This is a genomic window from Rhodococcus sp. LMD (assembly GCF_056108245.1).
Genome location: NZ_CM148557.1, coordinates 3,764,707 through 3,784,626, shown reverse-complemented (window position 1 = coordinate 3,784,626; position 19,920 = coordinate 3,764,707). Strand labels below are relative to the sequence as shown.

At 71.2% G+C, this 19,920-nt stretch carries 19 protein-coding genes; 11 read left to right on the top strand and 8 right to left on the bottom strand.

The window, feature by feature from the left end; translation table 11 throughout:
- Nucleotide 1: 1 nt before the first annotated feature.
- Entirely contained in the window at nucleotides 2–817 is an 816-nt protein-coding gene (locus ACWPQI_RS17175; RefSeq protein WP_010591971.1) for a glutamate racemase, read from the top strand.
- Nucleotides 818–830: 13 nt separating this feature from the next.
- Here the strand turns inward: ACWPQI_RS17175 and ACWPQI_RS17170 are convergent, their stop codons facing one another.
- Nucleotides 831–1,442, bottom strand: coding sequence for a TetR/AcrR family transcriptional regulator (locus tag ACWPQI_RS17170; protein WP_010591970.1), 612 nt, complete (start codon nucleotides 1,440–1,442; stop codon nucleotides 831–833).
- Between the two features lie 105 nt (nucleotides 1,443–1,547).
- Nucleotides 1,548–1,913 (bottom strand): SPW repeat domain-containing protein, encoded by a 366-nt coding sequence (locus tag ACWPQI_RS17165; RefSeq protein WP_010591969.1) that lies wholly within the window; start codon nucleotides 1,911–1,913, stop codon nucleotides 1,548–1,550.
- Between the two features lie 227 nt (nucleotides 1,914–2,140).
- Between ACWPQI_RS17165 and ACWPQI_RS17160 the strand changes: the two genes are divergently transcribed.
- On the top strand, nucleotides 2,141–3,388 hold the full coding sequence (locus ACWPQI_RS17160; protein WP_017679998.1) for an MFS transporter: 1,248 nt from the start codon (nucleotides 2,141–2,143) through the stop codon (nucleotides 3,386–3,388).
- Between the two features lie 19 nt (nucleotides 3,389–3,407).
- Here ACWPQI_RS17160 and ACWPQI_RS17155 read toward each other — a convergent pair whose 3' ends face one another.
- Nucleotides 3,408–4,463 carry a ferredoxin--NADP reductase gene (locus ACWPQI_RS17155; protein WP_040272178.1) on the bottom strand — a complete coding sequence of 352 codons (1,056 nt, stop codon included), beginning with the start codon at nucleotides 4,461–4,463 and terminating at the stop codon, nucleotides 3,408–3,410.
- A 318-nt stretch (nucleotides 4,464–4,781) separates the two neighbouring features.
- Here ACWPQI_RS17155 and mdo point away from each other — a divergent pair, with 318 nt between their 5' ends.
- The 4 genes from mdo (at nucleotide 4,782) to ACWPQI_RS17135 (ending at nucleotide 9,606) form a co-directional block, all read left to right on the top strand.
- Nucleotides 4,782–6,053: an NDMA-dependent methanol dehydrogenase gene (mdo, locus tag ACWPQI_RS17150; protein ID WP_010591966.1), complete on the top strand. Its 1,272-nt coding sequence runs from the start codon at nucleotides 4,782–4,784 to the stop codon at nucleotides 6,051–6,053.
- An 85-nt stretch (nucleotides 6,054–6,138) separates the two neighbouring features.
- Nucleotides 6,139–7,242, top strand: a complete 1,104-nt coding sequence (locus ACWPQI_RS17145; RefSeq protein WP_017679997.1) for a MadB family AAA-type ATPase — start codon at nucleotides 6,139–6,141, stop codon at nucleotides 7,240–7,242.
- Nucleotides 7,243–7,246: 4 nt separating this feature from the next.
- Complete coding sequence (gene madC / locus ACWPQI_RS17140) at nucleotides 7,247–8,803, top strand: MadC family VWA domain-containing protein (RefSeq protein WP_048773962.1); 1,557 nt, start codon at nucleotides 7,247–7,249, stop codon at nucleotides 8,801–8,803.
- A 176-nt stretch (nucleotides 8,804–8,979) separates the two neighbouring features.
- Nucleotides 8,980–9,606 carry a carboxymuconolactone decarboxylase family protein gene (locus ACWPQI_RS17135; RefSeq protein WP_017679995.1) on the top strand — a complete coding sequence of 209 codons (627 nt, stop codon included), beginning with the start codon at nucleotides 8,980–8,982 and terminating at the stop codon, nucleotides 9,604–9,606.
- Here the strand turns inward: ACWPQI_RS17135 and ACWPQI_RS17130 are convergent.
- Nucleotides 9,587–9,946: a hypothetical protein gene (locus tag ACWPQI_RS17130; RefSeq protein WP_234420101.1), complete on the bottom strand. Its 360-nt coding sequence runs from the start codon at nucleotides 9,944–9,946 to the stop codon at nucleotides 9,587–9,589. The two genes, ACWPQI_RS17135 and ACWPQI_RS17130, sit on opposite strands and share 20 nt — an antisense overlap.
- Before the next feature lie 310 nt (nucleotides 9,947–10,256).
- On the opposite strand from ACWPQI_RS17130, the gene ACWPQI_RS17125 reads away from it, so the two are divergent.
- From ACWPQI_RS17125 to ACWPQI_RS17115, 3 genes are read left to right on the top strand one after another with little or no spacing between them, the layout of a single operon-like run.
- Entirely contained in the window at nucleotides 10,257–11,432 is a 1,176-nt protein-coding gene (locus ACWPQI_RS17125) for an iron-containing alcohol dehydrogenase (protein ID WP_010591962.1), read from the top strand.
- Nucleotides 11,429–12,868, top strand: a complete 1,440-nt coding sequence (locus ACWPQI_RS17120) for a MadS family sensor histidine kinase (RefSeq protein ID WP_010591961.1) — start codon at nucleotides 11,429–11,431, stop codon at nucleotides 12,866–12,868. Before ACWPQI_RS17125 ends, ACWPQI_RS17120 begins: the two co-directional genes overlap by 4 nt.
- Nucleotides 12,865–13,533 carry a MadR family response regulator transcription factor gene (locus ACWPQI_RS17115; RefSeq protein ID WP_010591960.1) on the top strand — a complete coding sequence of 223 codons (669 nt, stop codon included), beginning with the start codon at nucleotides 12,865–12,867 and terminating at the stop codon, nucleotides 13,531–13,533. The genes ACWPQI_RS17120 and ACWPQI_RS17115 overlap by 4 nt, the downstream gene beginning before the upstream one ends.
- A 20-nt stretch (nucleotides 13,534–13,553) precedes the next feature.
- On the opposite strand, the gene ACWPQI_RS17110 is transcribed toward ACWPQI_RS17115, so the two are convergent.
- On the bottom strand, nucleotides 13,554–14,039 hold the full coding sequence (locus tag ACWPQI_RS17110; protein WP_010591959.1) for a hypothetical protein: 486 nt from the start codon (nucleotides 14,037–14,039) through the stop codon (nucleotides 13,554–13,556).
- Nucleotides 14,040–14,330: 291 nt separating this feature from the next.
- The gene (locus ACWPQI_RS17105; protein ID WP_043804041.1) at nucleotides 14,331–15,548 is read right to left on the bottom strand and encodes a lipase family protein; all 1,218 of its coding nucleotides are present in this window, start codon (nucleotides 15,546–15,548) and stop codon (nucleotides 14,331–14,333) included.
- Between the two features lie 155 nt (nucleotides 15,549–15,703).
- On the opposite strand from ACWPQI_RS17105, the gene ACWPQI_RS17100 reads away from it, so the two are divergent.
- Together ACWPQI_RS17100 and ACWPQI_RS17095 are read left to right on the top strand one after the other, a co-directional pair.
- Nucleotides 15,704–16,666: an ABC transporter ATP-binding protein gene (locus tag ACWPQI_RS17100; RefSeq protein WP_010591957.1), complete on the top strand. Its 963-nt coding sequence runs from the start codon at nucleotides 15,704–15,706 to the stop codon at nucleotides 16,664–16,666.
- Nucleotides 16,663–18,297: an ABC transporter permease gene (locus ACWPQI_RS17095; protein WP_040272188.1), complete on the top strand. Its 1,635-nt coding sequence runs from the start codon at nucleotides 16,663–16,665 to the stop codon at nucleotides 18,295–18,297. Before ACWPQI_RS17100 ends, ACWPQI_RS17095 begins: the two co-directional genes overlap by 4 nt.
- Nucleotides 18,298–18,424: 127 nt before the next feature.
- Here ACWPQI_RS17095 and mftM read toward each other — a convergent pair whose 3' ends face one another.
- Complete coding sequence (gene mftM / locus ACWPQI_RS17090; RefSeq protein ID WP_010591955.1) at nucleotides 18,425–19,234, bottom strand: mycofactocin oligosaccharide methyltransferase MftM; 810 nt, start codon at nucleotides 19,232–19,234, stop codon at nucleotides 18,425–18,427.
- The gene (mftR, locus tag ACWPQI_RS17085; protein ID WP_010591954.1) at nucleotides 19,231–19,890 is read right to left on the bottom strand and encodes a mycofactocin system transcriptional regulator; all 660 of its coding nucleotides are present in this window, start codon (nucleotides 19,888–19,890) and stop codon (nucleotides 19,231–19,233) included. The genes mftM and mftR overlap by 4 nt, the downstream gene beginning before the upstream one ends.
- Nucleotides 19,891–19,920: the final 30 nt, after the last annotated feature.

Below are 19,920 nucleotides of genomic sequence, written 5' to 3'. Positions count from 1 at the left end.
GGTGATCGTTGCGCTCATCGACTCGGGTCTCGGCCTGCTGCCGACGTCTGCCTGGCTGCGCCGATTGCGTCCCGAGCTGGACCTGATGCTGTCGATGGACCCGGACGGCGCCCCGTGGGGCCCGAAGCCCGGGGACTGGGTGATCGACCGGGTCGTGCGCACCGCGGAGCGGGCCGTGACCCGGGGTGCCGAGGTGGTCGTCCTGCCGTGCAACACGGCCTCGGTGACCGCGCTCGAGCATGTGCGCGAGGCCCTCGGCGACGAGATCCCGGTGATCGGAACCGTGCCGGCGATCAAGCCGGCCGCCGCGGCGTGCGAGTCGGTGGCGATCTGGGCCACCGCCGCGACCACCGCCAGCCGATACCAGGCCGACCTCGTCGCCCGGTTCGCCGGCGACCGCACGGTGGTGGGGGTGGCCTGTCACGGGCTCGCCGACGCCATCGACCGCGGCGACACCACCGCCGCGGCCACGGCCATCGCGGCGGCGGCGCAGCGCACCCCGCCCGACGTGGGTGGTGTCGTCCTCGGCTGTACCCACTACCCCCTTGTCGCCGACGTCATCGCCGCGCACCTACCGCCCGGGGTACGGCTGTTCGACAGCGCCGAAGCGGTGGCGGCGCAGACGCTGCGGCGCATCGACGCCCTCGGCCGGCCGTGGGCGGGCAGCGGGCGGGTCGAGGTGTTCCTGAGCGGCAGGCCCGGCGAGCTGCCCCCCGGCGCCCTCGGCTACCCGGCGGGCCGGCGGCTCGTCGACGGCATCGGCGACCCGACCGCGGGGCTGCCCGGCGACGAGGCTCCACGCGCCGAGACGCGCTGACCGGCCGTCCCGCTCAGCCCATCCCGGTCATGCCCGCGGCGACGAGGCGCGCGACGCCCCAGAGCTCGTCGGGGGAGGTGCCGTCGAGACCGAACAGCCGGTCGACCGTGGCAGCGGAGAACATGGCCGACACCCACGTCGTCGCGCAGGCCCGCAGGGTGCCCGGTTGTATCGGGCCGGGCACGCTGGCCTGCAGGACCCGCATGGTGGCCTCCTGGAGGGAGGTCCGCAGCCGGCGCAGCGGGACGCGCAGTCCGGGGTGGCTCTCGGCCTCACGCCAGATCACCCGGAGCAGCGAGGAGTGGTGGGTACGCAGGTCGAGGGCGGCGTCGAGGTTGACGAGACTGGCCGCCGGGTCGCCGGGGGAGACGAGGCCGGTGACGTCCTGGATCGGTTCGGCGGGCAGCCGCTCGGCAACGAGTGTCTCGAGGATCGACTCCTTGGTGGGGAAGTAGTAGAAGATCAGTCCCTTGGGTACATCCGCGGCGACGGCGATCGCCGTCGTCGAGGTGGCGTCGAAGCCGTGGGCGGCGAAGAGGGTTTCGGCGGCGTCGAGGATGTGCACGCGCGCGGCGTTGTCCCGCCGGGCGCGACGGCGCGGCGGTTTCGAGCCCGGGGTGCTCATGGCGTTCACCTCCGGGGGCACGGGCGGGAATGTGACGGCGCCAGGGGCGTGGGCGGACGGCCGGCATGCCGGCCGTCCGCGGGGTGTGTGACGCGGGGTGTGTGATCAGTGGTGCGTGGCCAGTCCGCCGTGTCCGTGCATCCGGGCGTTCATCGCGGGCAGCGCTGCTACCGCGACGACCACGGTGAGCACGCCCACCACCCAGGCCGTCCAGGATGCACCGCTGTACTCGGTGTAGCCCATGACCCAGGGGGACAGGAACAACAGCACGCCGAGCACACCCATCGCGTAGTCGATCGCTGCCATCGTGGGCCGGACGATCTGCGCGAGTCCGGTCAGCGCGATCAGCACGCCGAGAACGACGAGGGTCCACGTCGTCGTGGTGTCGGTGGTGACCCACAGGGGGGACAGGGCGGTGAAGACGCCCAGGATCACGGCCACGTAGTCCTGTAGCCGGCTGTCGGAGAACATGTCGAGCCTCCTCGTGCGTATCGGGTCCTGCCTTCGGTATAGACCTGATCGACCGGTCGGTCAACGGCCGGGACGTTGCACTGCGATAACACTCGAGCGCAGGTGAGAGGCGGTTTTTACCGGGAAGTGACCGGGCGGGGAATGATCGCCGAGGGCGGCATGTTCCACTAGTTCGTTGCCTTGGTCAACGAACTGTCGACCGTTCCCACGAGTTCCGAGGAGGTCCGATGCCGGAGTCGACGCCGGGTCGCTCCCTGCCACGCCGTCACGGTTTCCTGGCGGTCGGCACGGCCAGCTTCCTGCTCACCGCGTCGTCGTCCGCTCCCTCCCCGCTCTACCCGCTGTACCAGCAGCAGTGGGGCTTCTCGCCGGGGATGCTGACCGCCGTCTTCGCCGTGTACGCCCTGGCCCTGCTCGCCACCCTGCTGACGATCGGCTCGATCTCCGATCACGTCGGCCGCCGGCCCGTGCTGATCGGGGCGCTGCTGCTGCTCGTGGTGAGCATGGGCGTGTTCGTCCTCGCCGACGACGTGGGCTGGCTCGTCCTGGCCCGGGTGCTGCAAGGCCTCGCGGTCGGGGCCGCCACCGGCGCCGTGAGCGCCGCCGTGATCGACCTGCAACCGAGCCCCCGGCTCGGATCCTTCGTCAACAGTGTCGCGCCGTCGCTCGGGCTCGCCCTCGGTGCGGCCGGGGCGGGGCTGCTCGTGCAGTTCGCGCCCTTTCCCACCGTGCTGGTCTACGTCCTCGTCGTCGTGATCGCGCTGTCGCTGGCCGTCGTGCTCGTCTTCGTCCCCGACCGGGTGCCCGCGCCGGGCTTCGCGTCCCGCGGGGCCGCGCTGCGCAGCCTGCTGCCGAGCGCGTCCGTGCCGGCCGGGGTGCGGGGCCCGTACCTGGTGATCCTGCCGGGCCTGCTGTCGGCGTGGTCGCTCGGCGGGCTCTACATGTCCCTCGGGCCGTCGATCGTGGGTACGGTCTTCGGGATCGGCAACCGCCTCGTCGCCGGCCTGGCGATCTGCACGCTCTTCGCCTCCGGTTCGGTGGCGGCGACGATGCTGCGCGGCTTCGATCCGCGGCGCGTCGTCGTCGCGGGGACCGTGATCCTGGCCGCCGGCGTGGGCGTCGTCGTGACCGCCGTGCTCGGCGGGTGGGCCGTCGCCTACTTCGCCGGTACCGCCGTCGCGGGCTTCGGCTGGGGCGCGGCGTTCCTGGGAGCGATGAACGTCATCGGCGCCCTTGCGGCGCCACACGAGCGCGGGCGCCTGTTCGCCACCACGTTCGTCGTCTGCTACCTCGCGTTCTCCGTGCCGGCGGTGATCGCGGGCCTCGCGGCCGGCGTGTACGGGCTCACCGCGACGACGCTGGGCTACGGCGGCGCCGTGATCGTGCTCGCGCTCGGCGCCGGGGCGGGTGTGGCGCTGCGCGGCCCACGAAAGCCGGGCGTCCACCGGGTGGAGACGCCGGTCCTCGTCCGCTGAGACGAGGACCGGCGACGTCTCAGAAGACGATCTTGACGGTGTCCGTCACCGGGCGGGCCTGGCAGCCGAGGACGTAGCCTGCCTCGATGTCCTCGGGGTCGAGGATCTCGCAGTGCTCCATCTCGACCTTGCCGTCGAGGACGGTGCACGCACACGAGCCGCACTCGCCTTCCTGGCAGGAGTAGGGCACGTCGAGTCCCTTGGAGAGCATGATGTCGACGAGGGTCTGCGAGCGCGGCCACGGAATCGTGTGGGTTTCCCCGTCCAGCTCGACCTCCACCGTCGCGGCGTCGGCCGCCTCCTCGTCGCTCACCTCGAGGGGCGTGTGGTCGGCGAACGGGTCTCCCGCGAGGGAGTTGAACACCTCCGCGTGCACCTGCGTGCGCGGCATGCCCGCGATCTGCAGCGCCCGGTGCACGGCATCCATGAACGGGCCGGGGCCGCACATGAACGCCTCGTGGCTGCTGAACGGAGCCGCCAGGGTGGCGAGCTGCTCGGCGGACGGCAGGCCCTGCACGGACTCGAGCCAGTGCACGACGGTCAGGCGGGTCGGGTACTTATCGGCCAGGGCGCGCAGCTCCTCGGCGAAGATGACCGACGCCTCGTCGCGGTTGGCGTAGACCAGCACGACCTTCCCGGAGCCCTGGGTCAGGGCCGACTTGAGGATCGAGACGACCGGGGTGATGCCGCTGCCCGCGCCGAACAGCAGGAAGTCGTGGTCGAGCGACTTCGGGGTGAAGACGCCCGACGGCGGCAGGACCTCGATGCGGTCGCCGGCGGAGATCCGGTCGCACAGCCAGTTGGACCCGTAGCCGTCGACGGTCCGCTTGACCGTGACCTTGGGGGCGTCGTCGGTGTACGGGGAGCTGGCCAGCGAGTAGCAGCGGGCCACGGAGCCGGTCTGCTCGCTCGGAATGCGCAGGGTCAGGAACTGTCCGGGCTTGTACGCGAACTTGTCCTGGAGCTCGGCCGGCACGTCGAAGACGATCGAGCGCGAGTCCGGCGTCTCCTCGATGACTGCGGAGACGGTCAGGATCGCGGATCGCGAGCCGTGCGGCACCTCGACTGTCGTCATGGCCAGGTCGGTCCTTCCGTGGTGCGGGTGAAGCAATCTAGAACGCGTTCTAGTTCCAGGTTATCAGCAACACGACGCTACCGGGACGGGGCGCGTCGGCCTGCGGTCGGCTCCCGATCAGCGGGAACGGACCCCTGCCCGATCGGGCAGGCCGCCCCGCTCGACCGGACGGCTTCGGTGCCGCGACCGGACGGTTCGGGCCCGAAGGCCTTTCCGTGGGCGTGATCGAGACCGAAGGTGGAGAAGCGAAGAGACGCCGGTCACACCGGACGCCGCATTCGAACCACCACTTCCGGCCGACACATCAGGAGAGACGCGATGGCCATCGAACTCAACCAGATCTGGGACTTCCCCATCAAGGAGTTCCACCCCTTCCCGCGGGCACTGATGGGTGTCGGTGCCCACGACATCATCGGTGTCGAGGCGAAGAACCTGGGCTTCAAGCGCACCCTGCTGATGACGACCGGTCTGCGCGGTTCGGGCATCATCGAAGAGCTGATCGGCAAGATCGAGTACCAGGGTGTCGAGGTCGTCCTGTACGACAAGGTCGAGTCCAACCCCAAGGACTACAACGTCATGGAGGCCGCCGCCCTCTACCAGCAGGAGAAGTGCGACTCCATCATCTCCGTCGGCGGCGGCTCGAGCCACGACGCCGCCAAGGGCGCCCGCGTCGTCATCGCCCACGACGGCCGCAACATCAACGAGTTCGAGGGCTTCGCCAAGTCCACCAACAAGGAGAACCCGCCGCACATCGCCGTCTCCACCACCGCCGGCACCGGCTCGGAGACCTCCTGGGCCTACGTCATCACCGACACCTCCGACATGGACCACCCGCACAAGTGGGTCGGCTTCGACGAAGCCACGATCGTCACCCTCGCCATCGACGACCCGCTGCTGTACTACACCTGCCCGCAGCACTTCACCGCGTACTGCGGCTTCGACGTCCTCGCCCACGGTTCCGAGCCGTACGTCTCGCGGCTGGACTTCGCCCCGTCGCTCGGCAACGCCCTGTACTCGATCGAGCTCGTCGCCAAGCACCTGCGTGAGGCCACCTTCGAGCCGCGCAACCTCAAGGCACGCGAGGGCATGATGAACGCCCAGTACATCGCCGCGCAGGCCTTCAACTCGGGCGGCCTGGGCATCGTCCACTCCATCTCGCACGCCACGTCGGCCTTCTTCGACAGCCACCACGGCCTCAACAACGCGATCGCGCTGCCCCGTGTCTGGGAGTACAACCTCCCGTCGCGCTACGAGCACTACGCCCGCATCGCCACCGCGATGGGTGTCGACACCCGCAACATGACCACCGTCCAGGCCGCGGACGCCGCGGTCGAGGCCGCCATCCGGCTCGCCAAGGACGTCGGCATCCCCGACAACTTCGGCCAGGTGCGCGTCGACTCGTACGAGAAGAACCGGATGAACACCGGCAAGTACGCCGGCCGCGGCGACGTCATCAAGGGTGACGAGAAGACCGTGCGCGCCATCTCCGAGCACATCCAGGGCGACTGGTGCACGCCGGGCAACCCGCGCGAGGTGACGGTCGAGTCGATGATCCCCGTCGTCGACCACTGCATCAACCGGTCCTACTGACCCACCGCCCGACCGATCCGTGTCCGGGGCGGGGCCACCCGCCCCGGACACACCCACCTCGAGTGCCGACGACACAGGAGCACCGATGACCAGCTTCACCAGCGGACCGGAACTCGCCGACGCGCTGCGCCGCCACGACTACATCGCCGACGACGAGTTCGCGGTCGTCGTCCACCTCGCCACCGCGCTCGAGCGGCCGCTGCTGCTCGAGGGCCCGGCCGGCGTCGGCAAGACCGAACTGGCCAAGGCGCTCGCCGCCGTCGGCGGACGCAAGCTGGTACGGCTGCAGTGCTACGAGGGTCTCGACGACAGCCGGGCGCTGTACGAGTGGGACTACGCCAAGCAACTGCTGCACGTGCAGATGCTGCGGGACCGCATCGGCGAACAGCTCGCCGCCTACCCCGACGTCGCCGACGCGTCCCGCTTCCTCGCCGCGCAGGACTTCGGCCTGTACTCCGAGACGTTCCTGGCCGTGCGTCCCCTGCTCGAGGCGATCCTGTCTCCGGAGCCGGTGGTGCTCCTCGTCGACGAGGTGGACCGCACCGAGGAATCCATGGAGGCGTTGCTGCTCGAGGTCCTCGCCGAGCGGCAGGTCACCATTCCCGAGGTGGGTACCTTCACGGCCCGGTCCGCGCCGTGGGTGATCCTGACCTCCAACGACACCCGCGAACTCTCGCCCGCCCTCAAGCGCCGCTGCCTGCACTACCACGTCGGCTACCCCACCCCCGAGCGCGAACGCGAGATCGTCACCGCCCGGGCCCCCGAGGTCGACACCGTGACCGCCGGCGAGGTCGTGGACCTGGCCCGCACCCTGCGGGAGCTGCCGTTGCGCAAGAGCCCGTCCATCTCGGAGGTCATCGACGCCGCGCGCGCCGCGACCGTGCTGCGGCGCGGCGGCGGCGACCACACCTCCCTCCGGCAGATCCGGGACATCCTGCTCGCCGCGCTGCTCAAGTACACCGGCGACGCCGACCTGGTCCGCGCCCGGCTCGGCGGTGACGCCCCACCCCCCGCACCGACGACCACCGCACCGACGACCACCGCACCGACGACCACCGCACCGACGACCGCCGAACCTGCGGGGGAGCGACCCGAGCGGGCCACGGTCGCCTCCCGGCCGGCCAACACCACCACCGCGGTGTTCCGCGGGCGCGGCGGCGGCGGTGTCGGCATCGGCGCGCGGCGGTGACCCGATGCCGGTGACACCGCTCGCGACGACGCCCGTGACACCGCTCGCGGCGATGCACCCCTCGTACCCTCTCGACGTGGTGGCCGCCGTCTTCGGCCGCCTGCTGCGGCGGCACGGGGTGTCCGCCTCGCCCGCCGAGACCATCGAGGTCCGCCGCGTGCTCGGGCTCGTCGGTGCCCGCGACCGCGACGTGCTGCGAGCCTGCCTGCGCGCGGTGTGCGCGAAGTACCCGCACGAGCAGGTCGGTTTCGACCGCGCCTTCGACGCGCTGTTCGCCGCGGCGGACGCGGCCGGCGTGACGGACGGGAAGTCCTCGCCGCGAGCGCAATTCGCCGAGTCCCTGCCGACCGCGCTCGAGCTCGACGACGATCCGCAGGTCGCGCGCTACGCCGAGTACAACGAGCGTGCCGCGGAGGTCGGCGACCACTTCGACACCCCGGAGGCGGACAAGGGCTTCAATCCCCACAAGGACGACGACGACGTCTCGATGACCTCGTCCGACGCGGCACTGTCGGTCGACACGGGCGCCGACTCGGGCCGGCGCGGGGTCACCTACACCGTCGACGTGGATCGGGCCGGGACCGCAGCGGTCGGCGAGCTGGCCGCGAACCCGGGTGCCGCCGTCGTCGGGTCGCTGTCGTGGGACGATCCCGAATCCATCCTCGCGTGGCTCGACGCCTACGACCCGCGCCGCGTCTACGGCGACGACCACGCAGACGAACCCCTCAGCGCGGCACAACTGAACCGGCTCGTCGAGGCCGTCGAGGCGTTCGTCGCGGCGCTGTCGCAGGCCGGGCTCGGTGGTCCGCTGCCGGACGGTGAGCCCGATGCCCCCGACACCGCCGGAGACGTCGCGTCCCGGGCCGAGATCGAGCTGGCGTGCCACGAGGTGCTGCGCCGCATGCGCGGCCCGGCGCGGCCGGTGCCGCGCGAGCTGACCCGCGGCCGGCTCGACATGCGTCGCACGGCGCGTGCCGGGATGCGCACCGAGGGGGTGCCGTTCCACCTGATCGTGCGTGCCCCGCGTCCCGACCGGGTCCGGTTGCTGATCCTCGCCGACGTGTCCCTGTCGGTGCGCCCGATCACCGCGTTCACCCTGCGCCTGGCGCAGGCCATGCACGGCCGGGCCCACCGCTGCCGCGTCCTGGCGTTCGTCGACCGGCCCGTCGATGTGACGCGGGAACTGCTGGCCGCCACGGGCGACGGCGCCCTCGCGGCCGTGCTGGCGCATCCCGGCCTCGACCTCGAGGCGAGCAGTGACTACGGCCGGGTGCTCGACGAACTGCTCACCGAGCACGCGGGCATCGTCGACTCGCGCACCAGTGTGCTCGTCGTCGGCGACGGGCGCTGCAACGGCCTGCCCGCCCGCGTCGACCGGCTCGCCGACCTGCGTCGTCGCGTGCACCGGCTCGCCTGGATCACCCCGGAGCCCCAGCGCTACTGGGCGCAGGCGACGTGCGCGATGCCCGAGTACGCCGAGGAGTGCGATCGCGTCGTCGTCGCCCGGGACGCCGCCCAGCTGCTGTCGCGGGCGGCGGAACTCGGGCACGCACTGCGTTGAGCGTGTGCACCCGTCCGGCTCCGGCGGGGCAACGGCCGGTGGTTACTATGGACCGGTAAATACCCCCCGGGGTGTGTGTGTGCGCCGTCCGCCCACGCCACCGCCGGCGGGCCGGCCGCCGTACGGGAGAGTGCTCCGGCACACGGGCATCCCGGGCGCAGTTGAGGAAGACGACGATGCAGTTCGCGAAGAAGCACTATTCGATCCGTGAGGCCTACTGGATCTTCTACCGGGGCGTTCGATCGATGAAGCACCTGATCGGCGCCAGGAAGCGCGCCGAGTTGAGCCCCGAGTTCGTCGAACGGATCATGCTGGCGGTGACCGAGGTGAACGGCTGCGGCGCCTGCTCCTACGCCCACACGAAGATCGCTCTCGGGGCCGGAATGAGCAGCGCCGAGATCCGGAACATCCTGGCCGGGGTCCTCGACGACGTTCCCGACTCCGAGGTCGCTGCGGTTCTTTTCGCCCAGCACTATGCCGACACCCGGGGCAACCCCACGGCCGAGGCGTGGGATCGCCTCGTGGACGTGTACGGGAAGTCCGCCGCCGAGGGGATCCTCGGAGCGATACGGGCCATCATGGTCGGCAACGTCCACGGAATCGCGTGGACCGCGCTGCGCGGCCGGTTGAACGGGAGCCCGGATCCGCGCAGCAGCGTGGCGTACGAGGTCGCCATGTTGCTGATCGTCCTGGCGTTCTTGCCGATGTCCGTCGTGCACGCTTCGATCTCCGGCGTGCGCGGTGCGCCGCTCGTGGAGTTCGACAGGTGGGCCGGCGACCGGGTCAGGGGTCGCGCTTCGTGAGCCGGACCCGGTCGGGGCGGAAGTGCTCGAGGGCCTCGTCGTAATTTGCGCGTGCGAGCCGTTCCGACGTCCATCCCTGCGAGATCCACCGGTCCACGCCGAGCGGGTACCGGATCTCGACCCGGTGGGTGCCGCGGATCGCCGTGCGGCCCTCCGCGTCTTCCCGCGCCCGGACGTATGCGGCGAACTCACTGCCCAGCACCAAGGTGCGGTTGGGGCGTTCGATGACCGGATCCCCGACCCGCCGGTCGGAGTGGAGCGCCCGGTACGCCGAGTCGAGCGCCGCGGCCTCGTTGTCGTGGACGTGCCACGTGACGCCGTCCACCTCGTGCCACCACACGATCCATCGGTCGTCGATGATGCTCTCCCAGGGTCGTTTCCGCCGGTGCGCAGCCTGCTTCCTGCGTATCCGGTCCACCCCTGCGACGTGCATCCTATATGTCCCGTTTTCGGGGAGGCCGCGGTGGTGGCATTCACTTCGTATTCACCCCGCGGCCGGCTCGCGGAGGCCCGGCCACACTCGGACCTACCTACCCGATCGGGCAGGTATCGCCCCTGCCGTTCGGTCCGGTGCCGACCCGTCGTGGAGGGGCTAGGCTCGGAAGCCACGTAAGCTGGATCACAGCAGTCGGGATCGTCAGGAGTGTGCAGTGGCCGTCGCATCGGAGCACACCGCGACGACGCTGGCCAAGTTCCACGCCCCGGAGATCGTGTTCGGGATCGGATCGCTGGTCGAAGCGGCGCACGCGGCGGTTCGGCTCGGCGCGGTCCGGCCCCTCCTGGTCACCGACCCGGGGCTGATCGAGGCCGGCTGGGTCGACGAGCTGCGCGGTCATCTCGTCGAGCAGGGCCTCACGCCGATCGTGTGGGGTGATCTCACCCCCAACCCCAAGGACCACGAGGTCACCGCCGGACACGAGACGTACCGCGTCCACGGCTGCGACGTGCTCGTCGCGCTCGGTGGCGGCTCGGTGATCGACGCCGCCAAGGGCATCGCGGTGCTCGCCGCCAACGGCGGCAGCATCCTCGACTACGAGGGTGTGGACCGGGCGGCCGCTCCGATCCCACCGATGGTGGTGGTGCCGTCGACGTCGGGGACGGGCGCCGACGTCTCCCAGTTCTGCGTCGTCACCGACACCGTCCGAGGCACCAAGATCACCATCATCGGTCGTTCACTCGTCCCGGACCTGACCGTGATCGACCCGCGGCTGCTGACCACCATGCCGGACGAACTGAACGCCGCGACCGGGCTGGACGCCCTGACTCACGGCGTGGAGGCGTTCGTCTCCCGCGCCCACAACCCGCTCACCGACCACCACGCCCTGCGTGCCGTCGGTCTCGTCACCGACACGCTGGTACGCACGATCGAAGACCCCCGGGAGATGGCGGCCCGATCGATCATGGCGCAGGCCAGCCTCGAGGCCGGCCTGGCGTTCACCAACGCGATCCTCGGTGCCGCGCACGCGATGAGCCACCAGGTCGGGGGTCTGCTCGACCTGCCGCACGGCGTCATCAACGGAGTGCTCCTCCCGCACGTCATCCGGTTCAACGCAGCCTCCGATCCCGAGCCGTTCGTCGCGATCGCCCGGGCGCTCGGGCTCGACGAGCACCGCGGTCCGGCCGTGGAGGCCGCACTCGCCGTCGCGGACCGGGTCGAACGGCTCGCCCGCGAGGTCGGGGTGCCGCGCGGACTGCGGGAACTCGGGGTGCAGGCGACCGACCTCGAACGTCTGGCCGCGGGCGCGCTGCGCGACGCGTGCATGTCCACCAACCCCCGCGAAGCGACGCACGAGCAGATGGTCGCGCTGTTCCGGGCGGCGTTGTGACCGCTCCCGACCTGTCGCGACTGACCGGACTGCGTTCCGGCAAACCCACGTTCTATCCCCAGTACCGCGGAGCCGCCGAACGTCTCGAGCGGGTTGTTCACGCGCTCGAGCTGATCTCGCGTGCCCTGGTACGCACCGTCGAGGGCCCCGAGACCCTGATCTGCGCCGTGGCGGAGGCCGCGCGTGCCCACCTGAGCGCCCGCTGGGTGGTCTTCGCCCTGACCGACAGGACCCTGCCCGACGCAGGGCCGCGCCGGCTGGTCCTCGGACCCGATGCCACCCCGTTCCTCGTCGACAACGTCGAAGGCCCACCCCTGCCCGACGACGTGGTGCGCTGCCTCGAGGACATCCGATCCGGCTCGATCGGCCGGGACGCCACCGTGGACACCCATCGGGCCTTCGTCCCCATCGTCCTCGACGGCGGGGTGGCGGGTGCGATCGCCGCGTGGACACCCGAACACCGCACCATCGACGGCACCGACCACGCCGTGCTGTCGATCCTCGCCAGCCAGACCGCCGTGGCCCTGCAGAATTCCGCGCTCTACCAGCGGGGCCAGCTGCTGCTCGGGCGGGCCGAGCAGGCCTACCAGGAGGCGAATCGCGCGGCGGCAGACCTGCAGGCCCGCAATGCCGAACTCGAGGCGACGTTGCGCCAGCTGGAATTGACCCAACGGCAACTCGGTGCCGCGCATCGGCACCAGGCGCTCGACGAGGAACGTCACCGCATCGCGCGGGAGCTGCACGACAGCGTCACCCAGGCCGTGCTGTCGGCCGGCATGCAGATCGAGGTGTGCCGCAGCGACATTCCCGACGCCGAGCGCGGCGAGCGTCTCGACCTGGCCAAGGAGCTCACCCGGCGCGCGGTCGAGCAGCTGCGCTCGGCGATCTACGCGCTCAACCACCCGTCCGACTCGGATCGCACGTCGCTGCCGGAGATGCTCGAACAGCTGTGCAGCGCGCACACGCCGGGCGAACTCGACATCACCGTCCGGGTGGGCGGCCCGCCGGTCGAATTGCCGGGCGAAGCCGAACATTCGCTGCTGCGCATCGCAGGGGAGGCGCTGTTCAACGCCGCGGTGCACGCCAACGCCCGGCGCGTGGTGCTGCGGCTGACCTACCGGCCGGACTCGGTGCTGTTGTCGGTCGCCGACGACGGGGACGGCGACCCGGCGCGGATGCGGCTGATGCTGCGCCTCGCCGCGGACAACGACTGGGACGGCCGCCATCGCGGGCTGGCCAACATGCAGGCCCGCGCGCACGAGCTCGGTGGCACTCTCGAGGTGCGTCGCGCCCGCCTCGGCGGGGTCCGGGTGGCGGTGCGCATCCCGGTGCCCGAACCGGCGGTCGACGCGGAGCGGGACGCCGACGAGACGACCGGAACCAGCGGGAACAGTGCGGCGCCGGCACCCGCGGCGCGGACAGGAGATCAGCGATGAACGTGGCAACCCCGGCCGGGACGGTGAATCGCACGGTCCGCATCGTCCTCGTCGACGACCACGCGATCCTGCGCCAGGGGCTGCGCTCGATACTCGAGCGGGAGCCGGACCTCGAGGTGGTCGGCGAGGCCTCGCACGAGGCCGAGGCGCTCACCCTCGTGGGCCGGGTCCGGCCCGACATCGTCCTGATGGACCTGAAGCTCTCCGCCGGGTCGGACTACGAGGGGCTGACGTTGTGCGGGCAGCTGTCGGCGGCCCACCCGGGGCTGGGTCTGCTGGTGCTCACCACGTTCCTCGACGAGCAGCTGGTCGTGCGTGCCGTGCACGCCGGGGCACGCGGGTACGTCGTGAAGGACGTCGACACGACCGAGCTGGTGCGTGCGATCCGCGCGGTGTCGCGCGGCGAGAGTGCCTTCGACTCGCGCAGCGCCGCGGCGGTGGTGCGTTCCCTCAACGGGCAGACCACGCCGCAGGAACAACTCACCGAGCGCGAACTCGAGGTGCTGCGGCTGCTCGCTGCGGGCCTGTCCAATTCCAAGATCGGTGAGCGCCTTTTCATCTCGGGCACCACGGTGAAGTTCCACGTGAGCAACATCATGCGCAAACTGAGCGTGAGCCGCCGCGCCGAGGCCGTGTACGCCGCCAGCAAGCGCGGCCTGATCTGACGCGGCGGCGACGCCGTGGGTCAGCTGCTGCCGAACGTCGGCGGGGTTGCGGGTACGGTGACGACGGGGGAGGCCTGCTGGACCGGGTAGGCGGTGACCGGCAGGGGCGCCAGCTGGTCTGCGATGCCGGGGTAGTCGGAAACCCACATGGTTGCCAGGCCGTCCGTCGAGCACGAGGCGAGGACGACATAGGTGCCGTCGGGAATCTCGGTCACGGTCTGGGTGGTTACACCCGGCTGGACCCGGCCTGACGTGCTCAGCGTCTGACCCTGGGCGATGACCTCGGCGACGGGCGGCAGTACCCCGCCGGGAGCTGGGGCGAGCCCGGTCATGCAGTCCAGTGGCGTGCCCGAGTCGTTGGTGATCGTGTTCGTCACGGTCGAGCCGCTGACGGCGAACGCGAAGGCGACCTCGCCGGCGTCGGCCGCCGACGCGAGGGCAGGTGCTGCCAGGGCCGAGGGAACGGTGGCCACTGCTATGAGCGCGGCACGGGTGGTCGATCGCATCGGTGTCCTTCCGGTCGAATGTGCGTGTCCCACGTGATGCTGCCGCAAAAGCGACCGTTCGGCACGGTTTTCGGGTTCCTGCCCTGTCGGCGCCGCACTCGTTGCTCGGGTGCGTGACCCGCTTCGGCCGAGGACGGCCCCGGTTCCGAACTCGACCGAGTGCCCGGGAGCAGCAGCGTTGTCCGCCGATCGGCGGCCCGATGCTGCGAGGACGCCCCGCTTCGTGGCTGTGCTGGCGACTTCCGTGGACGCGCCGCGCCGTTCAGTCCGGGTCCGGTGGGCGTGGCCGGGTCAGCAGGTTCCGGTGACCGGTGCTCCGTCGAACCGCTCGCCCAGGAACTCGAACGCGTCCGGCAGACCGAGCACCGCCGCCGACATGTGGTCGGGACTGGGGGTCTCGACGCGGCGCACCGGCGCGCCCGCGGCGCAGTAGCGGTCGAGCGTCGCGTCGATGGAGTCCACCGGGACGAGTGCGTCGGTGGGGCTGTGCCATTCGAACACGGGCACCGTCGGCACGCCCGGGTACAGCTCGAGGCTGTTCTCCTCCGCGACGGCGACCGCGTCGGCATCGTCGGCCAGGTGGGCATTGGTGCTCACCTGCCGCAGGCTGCCACCGGCACCGCGCGCGAGGATGTCGTTGGTGCAGGCGTCGGCCAGGGCGTCGCGCATCGCCACACCCGCAGGGGTCAGGTCGGCGCTGATCCGCATCCGTTCGGGGTACTCGCGTTCGAGACCCAGCGCGGCCGCGAACGCCAGACCGAAGGCGGGGTGCGGGTTCTCGCCGAGCGCCTCGGCCATCTTGCGGATGTTCATCGGCACCCCGCCCATCGCCGCACCCACCAGTTTCAGGTCGGGGGCGTAGGTCGGAGCCAGTGCCGCGGCCCACCCGGTGGCCATCCCGCCGCCGGAGTACCCCGCCAGCGCGACCGGGCTGTGGGCGAGCTGCAGCTCGGGTACCTGCTGCACCGCGCGGATGCCGTCGAGGGTGATCTGCCCGCCGAGGCGAGCCGCGCCGTAGGCGCTGTTCGGTCCGAGATGGTCCGGGATCGCGACCGTCCAGCCCCGCCGGAGCACCACGTTGAGGGCCGGAGCCTCCCGGACGGCGAGATCCGGGTCGCTCGTCCACAGCGTCTGCGACGGCGCGCAGTGCGTGCCGAGGGCGTTGATGACGTGCTGGAACGACAGCAGCGGACCGTCCGGAGCCTTGCCGACGGGGGCGAGGACCGTCGTCACCGCAGGGATCGGGTGGCCGGTCGAATCCGTCGACCGGAACCGCACCTGCCACGCCTCGACGTCGAGGATGCCGGGTGGTGCGGGCACGCGCCGCACCTCGAGCGCATCGCCGGCCGGTGCGTGGGTGATGTCGGCGGCCGCGCGGTAGAACGGATCGGCCGGCGGCACCGGATAGACGGGTGCGGCACCCGCGGTTCCGGTTCCGGCGACGATGGCGCACACCGCCGCCGCGCCGACCGACGCATTGCGGATTCCCCGACCGAACCGTGCGGCCACGTCCCCCACCTCTCCAGCGCACCGACCGGTGCCGTTCCTCGAAAATCAGCGATCCCGGCGAAGCCTAAACGACCGATTTGCGAGGGTTCACCCGACCCCGTGCGCTGTGCGGATCGTCGCCACACGGACCCCCGAATGGGCGTAGCCTCGGCAGCATGTCGACGGCGATCTCCGTGGAACAGCTCGTCAAGTCGTTCGGAACCACTCGGGCTCTCGACGGTCTCGACCTCGAGCTCCGCCGAGGCGAGGTGCACGGATTCCTCGGCCCGAACGGATCCGGCAAGTCCACCACGATCCGCATTCTGCTCGGGCTGCTGCGTGCGGATTCCGGCCGGGTCGAACTGCTCGGGGGCGACCCGTGGCGCAACGCGGTGGACCTGCACCGGCGGCTCGCGTACGTACCCGGCGAGGTCAACCTGTGGCCCAACCTCACCGGCGGGGAGGCGATCGACCTGCTCGCCGGCCTGCGCGGCGGCATCGACGAACGCCGCCGTGCCGAACTGCTCGAACGCTTCGAGCTCGATCCCACCAAGAAGGCCCGCACGTACTCCAAGGGCAACCGGCAGAAGGTCGCGATCGTCGCCGCGCTCGCCTCGGATGTGGAGTTGTTCCTGTTCGACGAGCCCACCTCGGGTCTGGACCCGCTCAAGGACGAGGTGTTCCGGGACTGCGTCCGCGAGGCCGTCGCCGACGGGTGCTCGGTGCTGCTGTCGAGCCACGTCCTCGCCGAGGTCGAGGCGCTGTGCGACCGGGTGACCATCATCCGGCAGGGCCGCACCGTCGAATCCGGCACGCTGACCGAACTGCGACACCTGACCCGCACGTCGGTGGTCGCCGACACCGTGCGCCCGGTGGCCGGGCTCGAAGCGGTCCCCGGGGTGCACGACCTGCAGGTCGACGGCCTGCGGGTGCGCTGCGAGGTCGACACGGCCCGGATGGACGCGGTGCTGCGCGAGCTGCTCGACTTCGGCATCACGTCGCTCACCAGTACCCCACCCACCCTCGAGGAACTGTTCCTGCGGCACTACGGGGACGACCTGCCCGGCGAGCACATCCACGTCCCCGGCGAGCACCTCGCACACGGCCGCCCGGCCGTCGGCGACGGGGACGGCGCATGAGTGCCGCATTCGTCGGCACCGGCCGGCTGGTGCGTCTGGCGGCCCGCCGCGACCGCGTGCAGCTGCCGGTGTGGCTGGTGACGATCACGATCGTGTACGCGATCTCGGTGTCGAGCTTGAAGGGGCTCTATCCGACCGAGGAGGACCTGCACCTCATCGCCGTCAGCTCCGCCGTGTCGCCGGTGGTGCTGGCCACCAACGGCCTGGTCTCCGGGGACAGCCTCGGCGCGGTCGTCGCGGCGCAGACCCTGCTGTTCCTGGCCCTGGGGGCGGGTCTGATGAGCACGATGGCCGTGGTCCGGCACACCCGGCAGAACGAGGAGACCGGCCGCGCGGAGCTCGTCGGCGCCAATGTGGTCGGTCGGCGTGCCCTGCTCACGGCGGCCCTGATCGTGGCCACGGCGGCGAATGTCGCGCTCGCGCTGCTGCTCGCGATCGTCTCCCTGGGTTTCGGACTGCCGCTGTCCGGATCCGTCGCACTCGGGGCGGCGACGGCGGCGGCCGGGATCGCGTTCGCGGCCGTCGCGGCGGTGAGCGCGCAGGTCGTCGAGGGGGCCCGGGCCGCGAACGGACTGGCCGGTGCCGCGCTGGGGTTCGCGTTCCTGCTCCGCGCCGTCGGTGACAGCGCCGGCACCGTCGATCCCGACGGGGTCAGCGTCACGAGCATGTGGCTGTCGTGGCTCTCGCCGATCGGGTGGGCGCAGCAGATCCGGCCGTTCGACGAGGACGCCTGGTGGATCCTGGTGTTGTTCGCGATGTTCACCGTCGCGGCGACGTGGTCCGCGTACGAGCTGACCGGACGGCGCGACCACGGTGCCGGGCTGGTGCAACCGCGCCCGGGACCGGACCGCGCGGCGGCATGGCTGCCCACCGCGTGGGGCTTCGCGTGGCGGGTGCAGCGCACGACCTTGATGTGGTGGGCGTTCGGCATCGTCGTTCTCGCCGCGACGTACGGCAGCGTCGCGAACGAGATGGACAACTTCCTCGACGAGGGCGGCGCCGTCGCCGACATGATGAAGCAGCTCGGCGGCGGGGCGCAAGCCCTCACCGACGCGTACTTCGCGATGATCTTCCTGATGATGGCGTTGTTCACCAGCGGGTACGCGGTGCAGGCCGTGCTTCGGACGCACAGCGAGGAGACATCCGGGCGGGTCGAGCCGCTGCTGTCGACGGCCCTCGGCCGGGTGCCGTGGATGCTCGCCCACATCGGCATGGTGACGATCGGGGTGATCGTGCTGCAGGTCGTCACGGGCGTCACGCTGGCGGTCTCGTACGGTCTGACGGTCGGCGACGTCACCGGATCGCTCGGCAACCTGCTGCCGGCGTCGTTGGCGTTCGTCCCGGCCGTTCTCCTGGTGGGGGCGATGGCGGTGCTGTGCGTGGGCGTGGTGCCGCGGCGCGCCTCGAGCGTCGCATGGGGTGTCTTCGCCGTGTGGTTGCTCATCGGGCAGCTCGGCGTCCTGCTGGACCTGCCGCAGGCGGTGCTGGACCTGTCGCCGTTCGTCCACGTACCCCCGGTGCCGGCCGCGGAGATGCGGATGCTGCCGTTGCTGGTCCTGCTGGGTCTCGCGGTGCTCACGGCGACGGCGGGGGTCGGCGCGCTGCGCCGTCGCGATCTCGTCGTCCAGTGACCCGCCCCGTGTGCGCGGCCGAATGTCACATCGCGTCGATGTGACCGACGCGATGTGACATTCGGTCACAAGGCGTTCGGTCACAAGGCGTTCGGTCACCGCGCCGTTCGGTCACAAGGCCCTTCGGTCACCGCGCGTCGAGCACGAGCCAGCCGCCGTGGTGTTCGAAGGCCTCGAAGGCGCGGCCGGTCGATTCGCCGAGGGTGTGCAGGGCCGGCAGGTCGAACGTGCGTACGTGGCCGTGGCAGGCCGTGGCCTCGTCCTCGAACGGCACGGCGATCACCACGCGTTCCCGGGCGATCCGCAGCGCCTCGGCGACGACCGCCGCGCCGGTGGCCGCGTCGACGTGCTCGAGCAGGTGGATCGCGGTGACGGTATCGGCGCTGTCGTCGGGCACGGGCACGTGGGCCGCGTCGCACACGAGGGTGTCCACCGCGAGGCCGAGGCGGGGCGCGACCGCGTCGAGCAGGGTCATGGTGCCGGGCAGGATGTCGGTGGCGGTCACGGCGACCCCGGCGCGGGCCAGGCGCAGGGGGAGGAACCCGAAGCACGAGCCGAGATCGAGGACGCGGCCACGGACGAGTTCGGCGGCCTTGTCGTGGATCGGGGCGAACTCGGCCGTGCCGTCGAGCAGTTCGGTCAGCGAGTTGCGGTAGTAGGTGACCCACGAATCGAGGGCGCCCGGCACGGTGGAGCGCACCAGCCCGACCATCGTCAGCTCGAACTCCTCCCGGCCGAGGTCGCTGCCGGCGATCGAGGCGGTGACGTCGGCGACCAGGCGTTCGCTGAGATCCTCCGGTCCGAGGGAATGCGTGACGTGCAGTCGTCCCGCGTCGCGCCGCAGCGAGATCGGGCCCGCAGGTACCCGTTCCACCGTGACGTGGGCGTGCGACCACCGGCCGGTCGGGCAGGGGGCGAGAGAGTCGAGCACAGTCATTGCAGCGCAGCCTTTTTCGATGAGGTGGGGACGTCGGGGCCGGTGATGGACGGCGCGGCCGCGTCGAGGCCACTGTAGAGGGCGCGCATGCCGGCCGACAAGAGATCGGGCAGGGCGAGGGAGTCGTCGGCGAGCCACTGCTCGTACGCCGCCATCGCGACGCCGAGGACGAGATAGCCCACGGTGCGCGGGTAGTGGTCCTCCGTGGCGCCTCCGATGCGGTGCGCGACGTACTCCGCGATCACGCGGCGCCAGCCCTCGTACATCACCACCGAGTACGCCTGCAGCGCCGGGACCCGCAGGATCAGGCCCATGCGGTCGCGGTGCAACGTCGCCTCCGAGGCGGGAAAGGTGTTGAAGTCCAGCAGTGCCGAGGTCAGTGCCTCGGCGAGGGGCACCTCGGGCGGCAGGGCGTCGAGATGGGCGCGCATCTGCTCGAGATGGGCGTCGAAGTCGCCCCAGGGCACGGCGTTCTTGGACGGGAAGTACCGGAAGAAGGTGCGCCGGGCGATTCCCGCGGTCTCCGCGATCTGGTCGACGCTGGTCTCGTCGAACCCCTGGGTGCGGAACAGTTCGATGCCGATCGCACTGAGGCCCTCCCTCGAGGTGGAGGGGCGACGACCTATCCGAGCGGACGGTTTCCGGCGGCTACGCATGGTGTGAGCCTTCCATGGGTGACATTCTGC

What these genes read in the sequence shown, in the direction of transcription:
- ACWPQI_RS17110 (WP_010591959.1), bottom strand. Translation starts at nt 14,039, where the DNA reads ATGCGATCGACCACCCGTGCCGCGCTCATAGCAGTGGCCACCGTTCCC.
- ACWPQI_RS17145 (WP_017679997.1), top strand. Translation starts at nt 6,139, where the DNA reads ATGACCAGCTTCACCAGCGGACCGGAACTCGCCGACGCGCTGCGCCGC.
- ACWPQI_RS17135 (WP_017679995.1), top strand. Translation starts at nt 8,980, where the DNA reads ATGCAGTTCGCGAAGAAGCACTATTCGATCCGTGAGGCCTACTGGATC.
- mdo (WP_010591966.1), top strand. Translation starts at nt 4,782, where the DNA reads ATGGCCATCGAACTCAACCAGATCTGGGACTTCCCCATCAAGGAGTTC.
- ACWPQI_RS17170 (WP_010591970.1), bottom strand. Translation starts at nt 1,442, where the DNA reads ATGAGCACCCCGGGCTCGAAACCGCCGCGCCGTCGCGCCCGGCGGGAC.
- mftR (WP_010591954.1), bottom strand. Translation starts at nt 19,890, where the DNA reads ATGCGTAGCCGCCGGAAACCGTCCGCTCGGATAGGTCGTCGCCCCTCC.
- mftM (WP_010591955.1), bottom strand. Translation starts at nt 19,234, where the DNA reads ATGACTGTGCTCGACTCTCTCGCCCCCTGCCCGACCGGCCGGTGGTCG.
- ACWPQI_RS17155 (WP_040272178.1), bottom strand. Translation starts at nt 4,463, where the DNA reads ATGACGACAGTCGAGGTGCCGCACGGCTCGCGATCCGCGATCCTGACC.
- ACWPQI_RS17160 (WP_017679998.1), top strand. Translation starts at nt 2,141, where the DNA reads ATGCCGGAGTCGACGCCGGGTCGCTCCCTGCCACGCCGTCACGGTTTC.
- ACWPQI_RS17165 (WP_010591969.1), bottom strand. Translation starts at nt 1,913, where the DNA reads ATGTTCTCCGACAGCCGGCTACAGGACTACGTGGCCGTGATCCTGGGC.
- madC (WP_048773962.1), top strand. Translation starts at nt 7,247, where the DNA reads ATGCCGGTGACACCGCTCGCGACGACGCCCGTGACACCGCTCGCGGCG.
- ACWPQI_RS17095 (WP_040272188.1), top strand. Translation starts at nt 16,663, where the DNA reads ATGAGTGCCGCATTCGTCGGCACCGGCCGGCTGGTGCGTCTGGCGGCC.
- ACWPQI_RS17100 (WP_010591957.1), top strand. Translation starts at nt 15,704, where the DNA reads ATGTCGACGGCGATCTCCGTGGAACAGCTCGTCAAGTCGTTCGGAACC.
- ACWPQI_RS17115 (WP_010591960.1), top strand. Translation starts at nt 12,865, where the DNA reads ATGAACGTGGCAACCCCGGCCGGGACGGTGAATCGCACGGTCCGCATC.